The 15265-nt window shown below is 72.1% G+C and carries 9 protein-coding genes; 4 read left to right on the top strand and 5 right to left on the bottom strand.

What is annotated here, in order from left to right:
• The 3 genes from RUR49_RS10695 to RUR49_RS10685 all read left to right on the top strand — a co-directional run bounded on the left by RUR49_RS10695 (position 1) and on the right by RUR49_RS10685 (position 3261).
• The gene (locus RUR49_RS10695) at positions 1 to 1323 is read left to right on the top strand and encodes an HlyD family type I secretion periplasmic adaptor subunit (RefSeq protein ID WP_409146390.1); all 1323 of its coding nucleotides are present in this window, start codon (positions 1 to 3) and stop codon (positions 1321 to 1323) included.
• A 171-nt stretch (positions 1324 to 1494) separates the two neighbouring features.
• The gene (locus tag RUR49_RS10690) at positions 1495 to 1779 is read left to right on the top strand and encodes a hypothetical protein (RefSeq protein WP_409146389.1); all 285 of its coding nucleotides are present in this window, start codon (positions 1495 to 1497) and stop codon (positions 1777 to 1779) included.
• Between the two features lie 183 nt (positions 1780 to 1962).
• Positions 1963 to 3261 (top strand): glycosyltransferase, encoded by a 1299-nt coding sequence (locus tag RUR49_RS10685; protein WP_409146388.1) that lies wholly within the window; start codon positions 1963 to 1965, stop codon positions 3259 to 3261.
• A 6-nt stretch (positions 3262 to 3267) separates the two neighbouring features.
• Here the strand turns inward: RUR49_RS10685 and RUR49_RS10680 are convergent, their stop codons facing one another.
• From RUR49_RS10680 to RUR49_RS10670, 3 genes are all read right to left on the bottom strand, one after another.
• Positions 3268 to 5784 (bottom strand): glycosyltransferase, encoded by a 2517-nt coding sequence (locus RUR49_RS10680; protein ID WP_409146387.1) that lies wholly within the window; start codon positions 5782 to 5784, stop codon positions 3268 to 3270.
• 64 nt (positions 5785 to 5848) lie between these two features.
• Positions 5849 to 6850: an NAD-dependent epimerase gene (locus RUR49_RS10675; RefSeq protein WP_409146386.1), complete on the bottom strand. Its 1002-nt coding sequence runs from the start codon at positions 6848 to 6850 to the stop codon at positions 5849 to 5851.
• A gap of 93 nt (positions 6851 to 6943) precedes the next feature.
• Complete coding sequence (locus tag RUR49_RS10670; protein WP_409146385.1) at positions 6944 to 8239, bottom strand: nucleotide sugar dehydrogenase; 1296 nt, start codon at positions 8237 to 8239, stop codon at positions 6944 to 6946.
• 192 nt (positions 8240 to 8431) lie between these two features.
• Between RUR49_RS10670 and RUR49_RS10665 the strand changes: the two genes are divergently transcribed.
• Positions 8432 to 11839 carry a glycosyltransferase gene (locus RUR49_RS10665; RefSeq protein WP_409146384.1) on the top strand — a complete coding sequence of 1136 codons (3408 nt, stop codon included), beginning with the start codon at positions 8432 to 8434 and terminating at the stop codon, positions 11837 to 11839.
• Between the two features lie 31 nt (positions 11840 to 11870).
• Here the strand turns inward: RUR49_RS10665 and RUR49_RS10660 are convergent, their stop codons facing one another.
• Together RUR49_RS10660 and RUR49_RS10655 are read right to left on the bottom strand one after the other, a co-directional pair.
• Positions 11871 to 12401 (bottom strand): NAD(P)H-dependent oxidoreductase, encoded by a 531-nt coding sequence (locus tag RUR49_RS10660; RefSeq protein ID WP_409146383.1) that lies wholly within the window; start codon positions 12399 to 12401, stop codon positions 11871 to 11873.
• Positions 12402 to 12646: 245 nt separating this feature from the next.
• Positions 12647 to 15046 (bottom strand): transketolase, encoded by a 2400-nt coding sequence (locus tag RUR49_RS10655; RefSeq protein WP_409146382.1) that lies wholly within the window; start codon positions 15044 to 15046, stop codon positions 12647 to 12649.
• Positions 15047 to 15265: the final 219 nt, after the last annotated feature.

The raw sequence follows: 15265 nt of genomic DNA, 5'->3' as shown, positions 1-15265 counted from the left end.
ATGTCGTTGATCGAGTATCACGGCCCGACGTTCGAGCGTCCGACCGACAACCCCCGCAAGGTCGTGCTGGCGGGTGTCGCCATCGCCGTGTTCTTCCTCGGCGGCATCTGCACCTGGGCGGCACTGGCGCCGGTCGCCCGTGCCTCGCGAGCCGAGGGCGTCGTCGTCGTCGAGGGCAGCCGGCGGCCGGTCCAGCATCGCGACGGCGGTCCGGTGGGCGAGGTCCTCGTCAAGGAGGGGCAACTCGTCAAGGCCGGTGACGTCCTCGTCCGGCTCGACCTCTCCGACGTGCGCGCCGAGGTGCAGGTGCTGACGACGCGGCGCGTCCAGGTAATGGCGCAGCTCGCCCGTTTCGCCGCCGAGGCGGCCGACGCCGAGACGATCAGCTTCCCCGCCGATCTGGAGGCGCGCCGCTCCGACCCCGACGTCGCCAACGTGCTCGATCAGGAAGAGCGCATCTTCCAGGCCGGGCGGGCCGCCGTGGCCGGCCGGGTCGGCCTGCTGCGCCAGCAGATCGAAGGCTACCAGCGGCAGATCGGCGGGCTCACTGGCCAGGTGCGCGAGACCGAGCGACAGGTGGACCTGATCGCCGAGGAACTCGTCGGCCTCAACCAGTTGCTCGCCAAGGGGCTGACGCCGAAGTCGCGCGTGCTCGCCCTGCAGCGCGAGTCGGCGAGCCTCAGCAGCACCCTCGAGGGCCTGCACGCCCAGATCGCGGCCTCCGGCAACGAGATCCACAGCGCCGAACTCGAGATCGACCAGATCCAGAAGGACCGCCGGCAGGAAATCTCAGCCGGCCTTTCGCAGGCCGGCGCGCAGCTCGCCGAGATCGAGCCCCGGCTCGTTGCCGCGCAGGATGCCCTGACGCGGATCGATCTCCCGGCACCCGTGGGCGGGCGCGTCCTCGGGCTCGCCGTGTACGGGCCAGGTGCCACCATCCTTCCCGGCCAGGTGGTGCTCGAGATCGTGCCCGACACCGCGCCCCTCGTCGTCAAGGCGAAGCTCGACCCCAACGACGTCGATCAGGTCCACCCCGGCCAGTTGGTCGACGTGCATATCCTCGCCTACAAGCAGCGCTACCAGGGCATCCTCAACGGCACCGTCCGCAGCGTCTCCCCCGACCGTATCGAGACGCCGAACGGTGAGGCCGCCTGGTTCGACGCGGTCGTCACACTGAACCCCGAGGACCTCAAGCGGGCCAATGTGGACCTAGTGCCGGGGATGGCGGCGACGTCGCTGATCAAGACCGGCGAGCGCACCGTGCTGCAGTTCTTCCTCGACCCGATCCTGCGCGTCTACGACTTCGCGATGAAGGAAGATTGATCCATTCTGGAACGGACAGAGGCTGGCGCGCGCCGCGACGACCGCCTATCGGAAACATCGGATATTGCGTGAGCGCAGCATCCGTCGTTAGGACGGTCTGCCGGATCGGCGACGACGCGGCTTCCACCATTCGACCGACGATCATCCACGAGCGTTAGGGGAGAGGACGACTTGAAGAAACCTGCCAATTTTCCGTTGGGGAGCTCGGCTGCCGCATCGACCACGACGAACACGACCGCGCGCGGCGGCGGCGTCGACATCAGCGGCGACAGCCCCGAGCTCATCGCCTTCGTGCTGCTGAAGAGCATCGTGCAGGTCGAGCAGTCCCGCCAGGAGCCCCACGTCTTCGAGAAGGACTGGCTTCTCGACACCTACGCCGAGTGCCTCGCCGCGGTACAGGGCAAGCGGGCGCCCGCCGAGCCGACCCCGAAGGCACGCGCGCCCAAGAAGGCCTGACGACCGGTCCTCTCGAGCAGCCGATGGTGGTGGACGCGGTCCGGAGACGGGCCGCGTCGTCTGCCGGCTGATCTCCTGCCGCTCCATCGCCGGGCGGTCGGCGGCGCCGCCGCCCGTTCCCGCTCAACCACCGACAGCCAGGGCGGCCCCCATGCTCCCGCCCCGCTCGAAACGGCGTGCGCCTTGAAGCTGCTCTTCGTTCACCCGAACCTGCCCGGCCAGTACAAGCTGATCGCGCCCGGCCTCGCCGCCGCGGGCTTCGACGTCACCGCCATCGGCCGCCATCCGATCGCGGTGAGCAGCCTGCCGGGCGTGACGGTGCATCGCTACAAGGGCAGCCCGATGCGGGTCGATCCCCGCTTCCCGCCGCTCGACGCCTTCGCCAACCAGATCCGCCAGGGGCGCGCCGCCGCGGCCCTGATGACCCGCCTCGGGGAAGAGGGCTACGCGCCCGACGTCATCATCGGCCACCCCGGCTGGGGGGATCTGATGTTCGCGCAGCAGATCTGGCCGGCCGCACGCCTGATCTCCTACCTCGAGTTCTACTATCGCGACGTCGGCGCCGACTACGGTTTCGATCCGGAATTTCCCGTGGATGGCCAGGACCGACAGCTGCTGACGCTGCGCAACCTCGCCCAGATCCACGCCCATCACCTCTCCGACCTCTGCATCTCGCCGACACGCTGGCAGCGCGGCCTCTTCCCCCCTGCCGTTCGCCGGTCGATCCACGTCGTGCACGAGGGTGTCGACACGCGGGCCCTGAAGCCGAAGCACACGGTCAGGATGCGGCTGCCCGACGGGCGGCTCCTGACGCGCGCGACGCCGGTGCTCACCTACAGCGCCCGCAACCTCGAGCCCTATCGCGGCTTCCACGTCTTCATGCGCACGCTGCCCGACATGCAGCGCGACAACCCCGACCTCTTCACCATCATCGTCGGAGGCGACGGCGTCTCCTACGGGCGGCGGCCACCAAACGGCGCCAACTGGCGCGAGGCGATGCTGGCGGAGGTCGGCGACCGCCTCGACCACGACCGCATCTGGTTCGCCGGCAAGCTGCCCTATGCTGACTACCAGCGGGTGCTGCAGCTCTCGGCCGTGCACACCTACCTCACCTTCCCGTTCGTGCTGTCGTGGTCGTTCATCGAGGCGATGGCGTGCGGGTGCACCATCGTCGGCTCGCAGACGGGGCCGGTGGAAGAGGTGATCGAGGACGGCGTCAACGGCCGGCTGGTTCCCTTCTTCGACCGCGAGGCGCTGCGTGCCACCGTGGCGGAGCTGCTCGCCGACGACGAGCAGCGGGCACGCCTCGGCGCGAGCGCCCGCCACCACGCCCGCCGCCACTACGACGTCCACGACGTCACCCTGCCGCGCTATGCCGAAGTGGTGCGGGCGATCGCCGAGGGGCGCCCGATCAGCCGCAAGCCGCCATCGCTCGCGACCGTCGCCGCAGCACACGCGCACGCGGAAGCCGCGGCGGACTGATCGCCGTCAGCGCGTCTTCGCGGCGGCGCGGCGGTGATGGATCGCCGCGATCGCGGTGACCAGCGCCGGCCGCCCGGCCATCGCCTCGAGGGCCGCGAGGCCGTCAGCGAGCCACGATGCGACGCCGAGGCGGGCGGGCGCGCCCACGTTCCCATTGCCGCCACCCTCTTCGTCGGCGGCCGCAGCGAGCGCCTTCGCGAAGGCGGCGAGGCGCGTCTTCGTCAGGCGGCCGGCTTCGCGTGAGGGCGAGACCTCGGCCGACCGGCCGGCCGCCGGCGCCCGCAACCCCGGCAGCCCGAAACCGTGCGCGAGGCCCATCGGCCACTCGGCCGGCAGGCGCGGCATGAGGGCGTCCCACGCGGCAAGCCGCATCACCGCGGCTGGAACGACCGCAAAGGCCGCCGGCAGCAGCGCCCGCTCCGCTACCCCAGCCGGCACGCCGCCCTCCCCGGCCAGCCGCTGCTCCATCAGCCGACGGAAGGCCTCCCGCTCGCGCCCCAGGCGGGCGGCTGCGGTGCGGTCGCGGCGCGGGTCCTCGCCGACGACGTTGCCGCCATGCTGCACGTAGTCCTGCACGACCGACGGCTCGAAGACGACGCGGCCCTGCACGCGCGCCACCAGCGCCAGCCAGTGGTCATGGAAGAGCCCCGGCAGGCGCGGCAGCGGCAGCGCAGCATCCACCACGGACATCCGCATCAGAGTCGAGGCGCCGGTGACCTCGTTCTCGGCGAGGAGATCGGCCAGCGACGGGCCCGGCAGACGGCGGGTCTCGGCGACCCCGGGCAGCGCGCGTCCCCCGGCATCGACGAGGCGCATCGCTCCGTGCACCAGCGCGACGCCCTCCGTCATGCGCGCGAGCATCCGTTCGAGCTTGTCGGGGTGCCAGCGATCGTCCTGGTCGGCCAGCGCCACGAACGACGCCCGCTGGTCGCCTGCCCGGAGTGCCCGCTCGAAGTTGCCGACGACGCCGAGCCGCGGGCCATGCCGGACGGAGATCCGTGGATCCGTGCGCGTCAGCCGCTCGACGAGGTCCCGCGCAGCCACAGTCTCGGATTCGTCGCTGACGACGAGGCGCCAGTCCCGCATCGTCTGGGCGCGGATCGACTCCAGCTGCGCCGCGAACAGCTCGCCGTTGGGCTCGAAGGTCGCCATCGCGATTGCGATGATGGGCGCGGGCTTCGTCGCTGGCGCCCGCCTCGCGACCGGTCGCCGCCTCACCTCGAATGTGCCGAGCGCCACCGTCCGCGTCAGCGCTTCTCCCCCGCCCGGCCCCGCCACCCCGACCCGCAGCGTCACCGCATGGCGCCCAATCGTCGGCGCCGGCCCCGTCCAGGCGAGGGCGAAGCCACCGAAGAGCTGCGCCGTGGCGTCGACGACATCGGTCGAGCGGGCGAACGCCTCGGCCCGCGGCAAGGCCTGGAAGACTTCGCGGGCCACTTCGTCGTCGCCGAGGCAGAGCGCGACGGTGGCGACCACGCCGCCCGGGCTGCAGGCAAAGCCGTCGGCGAAAAGCGTGACGGCTTCCCCGGCGAACACCGCCTCGGGCATTTGCGGCGTGACGCGGACGGCGAGCGTCGGCGGATCGGCCGTCCGCACCCGCTCGACCGCCTCGGCGATCAGCCGCGCAGGCGTGAGGCGCTTGCGGCCGCGCAGGGTGGCGGCACGGCGCTCCCGCTCCCACCACGGCTGAGGCATCGCCTCGGGGAAGGCCTCGAGGCCGCTCGCCGTGCGCGCGACGGGCGGCGACCCGAGGGCAAGCCAAGCCTCCAGCGCCGAGCCGGCACCGTTGGCGAGGGCCGCCGCGACGGCCGGCTGCGTCGTCCACACGAAGGCCTCGTCGAAGACGGCGGACGGCGACGGCGCCTCGCCGCGCTCGATCGCATCGAGATAGGCCGCGAGCGCCGCCGCCAGCACCACGGGCGGTGCGGCGCCAGTTTCGACGGACCGGCCGGTCGCCGCCAGCACGAACACGGGGTCGAAGACGGCGCAGGGCGGCACGCCGCGGCGGACGGCCTCTGCCAGATAGAAGCGGCCCACGGAACGGAAGCCCCAGCCGGCGAGCGCGTCCGGTGCGACGCCCAGCGTCGTCAGCACGAAGGCCGGATCGAGCACCGGCAGAAAGGTGCGGCCCTCTTCGTCGGCGGCGGCGAACGCCGCCCGCACCCAGGCGCCGTCGCCCGCGAGCGTCCCGGCCGCGCGTCGGCGGACGATCCTCTCGCGGAGAAGCGGATGCGGCGACAGCCCGGCCGGCAGGCCCCGCCCGGCATAGTCGGCGAGAACGGCGAGCGCCGTCTCGGCGCCGTCCGCCCCCGCGAGCCGTGCGAGGTGCCCCCAGTCGAGGAGCGGGTTGATCGGCGGTGCCTCGGCGACGGTGAGGCCCCGGAGCCGTTCGGCGAGATGGGGCGCGTCGAAGCCCGCCTCGAAGCCCGGCCAGCGGCGCGACACGTAGTCGGCGTCCGCAAGGGCCGCCACCGCCTCGATGGCGGCCGCCCCCACCGCCCCGCTCTGCCGTGTGCGCCGCATTGCTCCTCCGCCCCGGCGACTGTCCACGGCGGCGGCCGCGCGGGCAAGCCGCAGGCTCGCGTCGTCAGACCCCGTAGTACTCGCGGAACCAGGCGACGAAGGCCTCGACGCCTTCTTCCACCGGCGTGTTCGGCCGGAAGCCGGTGAGCGCCGCCAGAAGATCGGCGCTGGCGAAGGTGCGCGGCACGTCGCCCGGCTGCATGTCCATGTAGTTGCGGACCGCCTCCCGCCCGAGCGAGCGCTCGATCGCCTCGATGAAGGCCGTGAGCGTCACCGGCTGGCCATTGCCGATGTTGACCACGCGGAAGGGTGCGACCGGGCTCAGGGAGTCGAATTCCGCCACCGGCTCGCCGCGCACCGGCACCGCCGGGATCAGCCGCACGATGCCCTCGACGAGATCGTCGATGTAGGTGAAGTCGCGCTCCATCTTGCCGTGGTTGTAGACGTCGATCGGCTCGCCCTTCAGCATCGCGTCGACGAACTTGAACAGCGCCATGTCCGGCCGGCCCCACGGCCCGTAGACCGTGAAGAAGCGGAAGGCCGTCGTCGGGATGTTCCAAAGGTGCGCGTAGGAGTGGGCGACGAGTTCGGTCGCCTTCTTGCTCGCCGAATAGATCGTCAGCGGGTGGTCGGTCATGTCCGTCTCGCGGAACGGCACGTCCGGGTTGGCGCCGTAGACCGAGCTCGTCGAGGCGAGCATCAGGTGCTTCACCGCCCGCTCGCGGCAGATCTCGATGATGTTGTAGGTGCCGACGACGTTCGACTCGATGTAGGAGCGCGGGTTCTCGAGCGCGTAGCGCACGCCGGCCTGGGCGGCGAGGTGGATGATCACGTCCGGCTCCTCGTCGAGGATCACCGCGCGCGTCCGCTCCATGTCGACGAGGTTGACCTCGTGGCCGCGGAAGGCGTTCGAGCGGGCGAGGATCTCCACCCGCCGCTGTTTCAGGCGCACGTCGTAATAGGGCACCATCGCGTCGATGCCGGAGACGAGGTGTCCGTCGGCGATCAGCCGGCGGCAGAGATGGAAGCCGATGAAGCCGGCGTGGCCGGTGACCAGCACCTTCATGTCTCCAACTCCTTCATCTGGCTGGCGCCTTCTGGCTGGCGCCTTTCGCTTTCAGTTCGGTCCACCGGCCCGGCGCCGGCCGAGACGGCACCCTCAGAGCCGCCACAGATCGACGTCGGCTGGGCGGCCATCGCGCGGCAGGATCGCCTTGACGTCGAGCACCGGGCCGCCGGCCGGGCCGAGCAGGCCGCGCACCAGGTCCCAGCCGCCGCGGCGGTAGGCCCCGTGCGCCACCGCGACGATCACCGCGTCGGCACCGGCGAGGTCCTCGAGCGGCGACAGTGTCAGCCCGGTCTCGCGGGCGGCCTCGGCGGCGTCAGCGATCGGGTCGTGCACGCCGACTTCCATGCCGAAGCCCTCGAGCGTCCTGACCACGTCGACGACGCGCGAATTGCGGATGTCCGGGACGTCTTCCTTGAAGGTGAGGCCGAGCACGGCGACACGGCGGGCGCTAGCGCCGCGCTTCAGGAGCAGGCGCACGCACTCGGTGGCGACGCGGCTGCCAACGGCGTCGTTGATGCGGCGGCCGGCGAGGATCACCTGCGGGTGGATGCCCGCCTGCTCGGCCCGGTAGGTGAGGTAGTAGGGATCGACGCCGATGCAGTGGCCGCCGACGAGGCCCGGCTCGAAGCGCAGGAAGTTCCACTTCGTCGCCGCTGCCGTCAGCACGTCGTGGGTGTCGATGCCGATCGCCGCGCAGATCAGCGACAGCTCGTTCATGAAGGCGATGTTGAGGTCGCGCTGGGCGTTTTCGATCGCCTTCGCCGCCTCCGCCACCTTGATCGACGGTGCCCGGTGGACGCCCGCCGTCACCACCGAGCCGTAGACCGCAGCGACCACGTCGAGGGTCGCCTCGTCCTGGCCGGCGACCACCTTGGTGAGCGTCTCGAAGCGGCGGGTGCGGTCGCCCGGATTGATGCGCTCGGGCGAGTAGCCGACGGTAAACTCGCGCCCGCAGGAAAGGCCCGAGGCGGCCTCCAGCACCGGCACGCAGATCTCCTCGGTGACGCCTGGGTAGACGGTCGATTCGTAGACGACGATTGCGCCCGGCCTGAGCGCCGCGCCGACGGTGCGCGAGGCGGCGACCACCATCGACAGGTCCGGCCGGTTGGCGTCGTCGATTGGCGTCGGCACGGTGACGATGAAGAAGTCCGCCGCGGCCAGCGCAGCCGGATCGGCGGTGTAGTGCACGGGTGCCGTGGCGAGGTCGGCCGGGTCGATCTCGCGGGTACGGTCGCGGCCGGCGGAGAGCTCGGCGATGCGGCCGGCATCGACGTCGAAGCCGACGACGGGGGCGCCGGCCCTGGCGAACGCGACGGCGACCGGCAGCCCGACATAGCCGAGCCCGATCACCGCGATGGCGCGGCCGTGCGGCGTTTCCCCCGTCATTCCCGACTTCACCTCGTCGCTCGCCCGCCCCGGCGAAGGAACGGCGTCCCCTGCTAGCAGCAACCCGCCCCGTCGCGCCACCACCGCTTTGCGTTCACGACGTTTCCCGGTCGGACTCGACCGTCCGGGGCCGCGACCTTAAGGAAGATCGAGGCGCGGCGCGGCCTCTGGCGCCGGCAGGGACGGGCACGCATGCGGCAGCGGATCGTGGGGAGGGTCGACGCGGTCGTCGCCGGTGCCGTCGCCGGGTGGGCGCGCCGCCGCCGCGGCACCGCGCCGGTCACCGTCACCGTGCTCCACGACGGCCGGCCGATCGACACGGTCACCGCTGACCGCCCGCGCCCGGACCTCGAGGAGGCGCTCGCCGCCCACGGCTTCGTCTTCGTCGTGCCGCCGGAGCTCGACGGCGCCAGTGGCGCCGGCCTCGCCTTCGTCGCCGAGGACGGCACGACGCTGCCTGTCGACGACGGTGTCGACCTCGACCTGGCGCTGGGCTTCGACCCCGCCTTCGTTGCCACCCTCGGCCTCGATGCGCCGTTCCTGCGCGGCGGTGTCGACCCCGCTAGCGACGGCGCCACGGTCACCGGCTTCGCCTACTCGCTGCTGCGCCGGGACCCGGTGACGGTCGAGCTCGTCGCCGGTGAGACGGTGGTCGCGACCGCCGTGGCCGACGGCGACCGCCCGGAGCTTGGCCCCCTCGGCCGCCGGTCATCCGGCTTCACGCTGGTGCCGCCAGCGGTGCTGCTCGACGGCGTGCCCCGCGAGATCGCCATCCGCGTCGCCGGCACGGAGCTGCCCGGCAGCCGCCGCGTCGTCGCCTTCCGCCCGCTCGCCACCGAGGTGCTGCGCCAGCGCGCCGGCTGGATCGCCGGCATGGTCGGGCCTGCCGCCGGTGTCGAGGCGCCGGAGGCGGTGCTGATCGAGGTGGACGGCGCCGTCGTCGCTGCAACGCCGCTCGCGCCGGCTGCGGGCGGCCGGCTCGCCTTCCGCTGGCGGCTGCCGCCGTCGCTGTGCGACGGCGCCGGGCACCACGTCGCGGTGCGCTTCGGCGAGGCCGGCTACCGCATCGGCAGCGCCGGCGGCCATGACACGCTGACGGTCCGCCGCCCCATCGATGGCCACGTCGACGGTGTCTCCGGCGGCGTGCTGACCGGCGTCGCGCGCAACGCCGCCGGCCCTGAAAGCCCGGTCGCGATCGAGGTCTTCGACGGCACCCGCCGCGTGGCAGCGGGCCACGCCGGCCGCGACGGCAGCTTCGCCCTGCCCGTGCCGATCGACCTGTTCGACGCCCCGCGCCTTCTCACCGTCACCGCCGACGGCGAGACGCTGACACCGGCCGACCGGCCGGAGGTGGCGGTGGAGATCAGCCCCGCCGACCAGCCGACCGGCGGCCACCGCTTCGCCGGCGCCGTCACCACGGTGAGCTACCGTGGCGTCACCGGCTTCGCCGTCGACCGCGCCACCGACCGGCCGGTGACGGTCGCCGTCACCGTCGACGGCGAACTGGTCGCGACAGTCACCGCCGGCCGGCTGCTCGCCGATCTCGGCATCGAAGCAACGCCGCCCGCTGGCAGCCGCGCCGATTGCGGCTTCCACGTCGCCTTCCCGCCGCAGCTTCTGAACGGCCGCGGACGGACGGTCGCGGTGATGGTGGTCGGCGACGGGCTGGTGCTGCCCGGCAGCGAGGGACCGGTGCCCTTCCCGGTCGTCTGGCTGGCGGAGGGCGAGGCGGGCTCCGCGGCCGAGCCGTCAGCCGCCACGCCGCCACGCCGCCTCCGCGTCGCCTTCGGCGTCACCTCGGCCGATCCGCGCACGCCGGCGGGCGACTATTTCACCGCGATGGAGCTCGGGCTCGCACTGAAGGAGGCACACGGCTGCGAGGTCGTCTTCGCCGATCTCAATTGCCGCGACCTCGCCGGCGCCAACGTGTTCGTTGTCATGCGGCACGACTTCCCCGCCGGTGCGATGACCGGCGGCGCGGCGGGCCTCGTCACCGTCGCCTGGGTGCGCAACCGCACCGACGAGTGGCTGGCGAACGGCGCCCTCGACCGCTGCGCGGTGATCTTCGCCAGCGCCACCAAGGCCGCCGACGCGATCCGCGCCGCCACCGGCCGGCCGGTGTCGCTGCTGCCGATCGCCGCCAACACCCGGCGCTTCGCGCCCACCGGCCCCGCCGCCGAGCACGAGGCCGACATCGCCTTCACCGGCCACTTCTGGGGCGACGCGCGCGAGGCGGTGCATCAGCTCGACCCTGCGACGCTCAAGGCCCGCTTCGCCATCTACGGCCACGGCTGGGACGAGGACCCCGCCTTCGCGCCCTACTGGCGCGGGCCGGTGCCCTATCAGGAGCTGCCGCGCGTCTACGGCTCGGCGAAGCTCGTCATCGACGATTCCCACCCTGTGACGCGCGTCTGGGACTCGCTCAATTCCCGCGTCTTCGACGCCACGGCCGCCGGCGCGCTGGTGCTGACCAACTGCACCGGCGGCGTCGCCGAGCAGTTCGGCGGTCGGCTGCCGAGCTTCTCGACGCCGGAGGAGCTGCGCGCGCTGGTCGACCGCTATCTCGGCGACGACGCGGCCCGCGAGGCGCTCGCCACCGAGATGCGCGCCGAGGTGCTCGCCCGCCACGACTACCGCCACCGCGCCGCGACGCTGGTGGAGGCGCTGGCGGCGGTTCGGTCGACGCTGCGCATCGCCATCAAGAGCCCGGTGCCGAGCGCCGCCGAGCGGGCGGCCTGGGGCGACCACCACTTCGCGCTGGCCCTGAAGCGGGCACTGGAGCGCACCGGCGCCATCGTCCGCATCGACGACCTGCCCGACTGGTACGGCGGGCAGACCAGTGGCGACGACGTGGTGATCGTGCTGCGCGGCCTGTCGCGCTACCGGCCGTCAGCCGGCGCGCTCAACCTCCTGTGGCTGATCAGCCATCCGGACGAGGTGAGCCTCGCCGAGCTGCAGGGCTACGACCACGTCTTCGTCGCCTCGAAACCCTATGCCGAGAAGCTGAAGCCCCGCCTCGGCGACCACGTCAGCCCGCTGCTGCAGGCGACGGACCCCGAGCTGTTCCAGCCGCTCCCTGCCGCTCGGCGCCCCAATGGGCCGGCGGCCGGGGCGGTCGTCTTCGTCGGCAACACCCGCGGCCAGCGCCGGGCGATGGTCGACCGCGTCGAGGCGGCCGGGCACCCCGTCCGCGTCACCGGTCAGGGCTGGACCGGGATCGTGCCGGACGACCGCATCGCCGGCACCCACATCGAGAACGACGCGCTGTCGGCCCACTACGCCTCCGCCGCGATCGTGATCAATGATCACTGGCCGGACATGGCGGCGGAGGGCTTCCTGTCGAACCGCCTGTTCGACGCTGCCGCCGCCGGTGCCACCATCCTCTCCGACCCCGCCCTCAGCCTAGAAGAGGTCTTCGGCGATCTCGTCGCGACCGCGGCGACGCCGGAGGAGGCCGACGCCGCCATCCGCCGGCTCAAGGCCGACCGCCGCCGCGCCGCCCGCGCCAAAGCGCTCAGGGCGCTCGTGGTCGAGCACCACAGCTTCGATCACCGCGCGGCGGAGATTCTGGCGAAGATTAAAGAACTGCACGAGCGCTAGCTCCGACAGGAGACGCCGGTCGGGCGACTGCTCAGCCGATGAGGCGCTGCAGCTGGTCGACGGCGGTTGCGACCTTCGCCTGCGCGCCGTCGGCGAGCCTGTCCGGCGCGGCGAAGTCGGCGTCAGTGGCGTAAATCCCCTGCGGGATCGTGAAGGCGCCGAAGAAGGCGAACAGCGGCCGGAACTGGTGGTCGATCATCAGCGCGTGACCGTCGGCCTTCGCCGTCGCCGTCAGGATCACCGGCTTGCCCGAAAGCGCCTTCATGTCGACGAAGTCGAACAGGTGCTTCAGCAGCCCCGCGTACGAGCCCTTGTAGACCGGCGAGCCGACGACGAGGGCATCGCAGCCCTCGATCGCCGACCACACCCGGTCGAGATCGGCCGGCGCGTCCTTGCGACCCATCGCACGGCCGAGCTCGGGGCCGGCGTCGGCGAGGTCGTAGAGAGTGGTGGTGCCGAGGCCGCGGGCGGCGGCCTCGTTGAGCACCGCCTCCACCAGCACGCGGGTGCGTGACGGCCGCGCGAGGTTGCCACTGATCCCGACGATGCTCTTCGACGCCATGCCCGCTCTCCGATGGTGGTCGGGCCGGAGGCTGCCAGCCCGGGGCGCGGGTTGTCTACAGGGTGTTGCGGCTGCGTGGCGGCCTGATTGAAGGCGGTGCCCGCGGCCCCCCCTCCCTGCCCTCCCCCGCGAGGGGGGAGGGTTCGCGTCGCATTTCGATCGGAGGGTCTGCCACACGGGCGGTGGAGACACTTCTTCCCCACGAGAAAGGGGGCACCCACGCCATGTCAGCCTGAATGCGCCCGTCAGAGCGCCTTCAGGTGGCGGATCGGCCTTCCCGGAGCGAGGGCTTGCGCGGCGGCGACGATCGCAGCCGCGTCGAGGCCGTAGGCGCGGTAGAGGTCGGGGAGGTTGCCGGTCTGGCCGAAGTGCTCGACGCCGAGCGAGCGGACCCGGTGGCCGGCGACCGAGCCGAGCCAGGCGAGCGTCGCCGGGTGGCCGTCGAGCACGGTGACGACGCCGCAGTGGCGCGGCAGCCGCTCGAACAGGCGCTCGACGTGGCTCTTGGCGTGGACGAGGCCGCGCTCGCGGGCCCGGCTCGCCGCCGTCCAGCCGGCGTTGAGGCGATCGGCCGAGGTCACGGCGAGCAGCCCGACATCGCGGCGGTCTTCGGCCATCAGCCCGACGGCCGCGATCGCCTCCGGCGCGATGGCGCCCATGAAGGCGACGACGATCTCGGCGTTCGGGCCGGGCTCGCGCAGCCAGTAGGCGCCGTCGACGATGCCCTCGGCCAATTCCGGCGTCATCGGCCGCTGCGGCTGCTCCAGCGCGCGGGTGGAAAGGCGGAGGTAGACCGAGCCGCCGGTCTCGTCGCGCAACCAGGTGCGCTCGTTCGGCTCGGCGCCACCGGCGCCGCCGTCGCGCTGCAGATAGTCGAAGGCGAAGCGCAGCATCACGGCGAGTTCGTCGACGAAGGCCGGCTCGAAGGCGGCGAGCCCGTCCTGCGCCATGCCGATCAGCGGCGTCGCGATCGACTGGTGGGCGCCACCCTCGGGCGCGAGCGTAAGCCCCGAGGGGGTCGCGACCAGCACGAAGCGGGCGTCCTGGTAGCAGGCGTAGTTGAGGGCATCGAGGCCGCGCATGATGAAGGGGTCGTAGAGCGTGCCGATCGGGATCAGCCGCTCGCCGAACAGCGAGTGCGACAGGCCGAGCGCCGAGAGCAGGATGAACAGGTTCATCTCGGCGATGCCGAGCTCCATGTGCTGGCCCTTCGGCGAGAACGCCCAGGTGAAGGTGGACGGAATGCGCTCCTGGCGGAAGGTGTCGGCCATCTCCTCGCGGGCGAACAGGCCGCGCCGGTTCACCCAGGCGCCAAGGTTGGTCGACACCGTTACGTCCGGCGCCGTCGTGACGATGCGGGCGGCGAGCGGGGAGTCCGTGCGGGCGATCTCGTTGAGGATCAGCCCGAAGCCCTGCTGGGTGGAGAGCTCCGCCTGCTTCGGGGCCTCCAGCGCGTCCGGCACGGGCACGGTGGCGGCCTCGAGCCGCCGCCGGCCCTGCGCATTGAACGGCACGTGGGCGAGGAAGCGCTCGAGCTCCTTGGCGGGCGTTTTCAGGCCCTCGAAGCGGTCCCACTCGTGGCCGGGGCGCACGCCCATGGCGGTGCGGAAGGTCTCCAGCTGGTCGGGCGTCATCAGCCCGGCGTGGTTGTCCTTGTGGCCGGCGAGCGGCAGGCCGTGGCCCTTGATGGTGTAGGTGATGAACACCACCGGCCGGTCGTGGTCGATCGCCTGGAAGGCGTCCACCAGCGACGGCAGGTCGTGGCCGGCGAGGTTACCCATCAGCGCGGCGAGCTCGGCGTCCGAGCGCCTGTCGAGCAGCGCCGACACCGGCCCCTGGTCGCCGAGTTCGTCGGTGAGGCGCTTGCGCCAGGCGGCACCGCCCTGGAAGACCAGCACCGAATAGAGCGGGTTCGGGCAGGCATCGATCCACGCCTTCAGCCGCTCGCCGCCAGGCTCGCGGAACGCCGCCTGCTGCAGCGAGCCGTATTTCAGCGTCACCACCTGCCAGCCGAAGGCGGTGAAGATCGCCTCGAAGCGCTCGTAGAGGCCTTCGCGGACGACGGCGTCGAGGCTCTGGCGGTTGTAGTCGATGATCCACCAGGTGTTGCGCAGGCCCTGCTTCCAGCCCTCCAGGAGCGCCTCGAAGATGTTGCCCTCGTCGAGCTCGGCGTCGCCGATCAGCGCCACCATGCGGCCCTCGCGGCGGCCCTTGGCCCAGCCGTGGGCGTGCACATAGTCCTGCACGAGGCTCGCAAACAGCGTCTGCGCCACGCCGAGCCCGACCGAGCCGGTGGAGAAGTCGACGTCGTCGACGTCCTTCGTCCGCGACGGATAGGACTGCGCGCCCTTGTAGGCGCGGAAGCGCTCGAGCTTGTCCTTGGTCTGGTTGCCGAGGAGGTACTGGATGGCGTGGAAGGCCGGGCTCGCGTGCGGCTTCACCGCGACGCGGTCCTCCGGCCGCAGCACGGCGAAATAGAGCGCCGACAGGATGGTGGCGAGCGAGGCTGACGAGGCCTGGTGGCCGCCGACCTTCAGCCCGTCCTCGTTGGCACGGACGTGGTTGGCGTGGTGGATCGTCCAGGTGGAGAGCCACAGCACTTTTCGCGTGAGGTCGGCGAGGCAGGCGCGGTCGGCATCGGTCACGGATGGTCTCCTCCCCCGCCCGGCCCGTCGCGGCCGGTGCGGCGGGAGGATAGCACTGCGGTCGTCGCGGATTCGGCTAAAGATCGCTATGAAGGACGACGTTCGTGGTGGATTCCGTCACGGACGATCGCAAGACAGTATGGTCCCGTGCCAAACCTCACTCCGTCATCGCCCGGCTTGACCGGGCGATCCATCCAGAATGCCAACGTCTGTCGCGGC

The sequence above is a fragment of the Pseudoxanthobacter sp. M-2 genome (genome assembly GCF_046156265.1).
In the GTDB taxonomy this organism is placed as follows: domain Bacteria; phylum Pseudomonadota; class Alphaproteobacteria; order Rhizobiales; family Segnochrobactraceae; genus CAMDHY01.
This window is presented reverse-complemented; position numbering and strand designations above follow the sequence as displayed.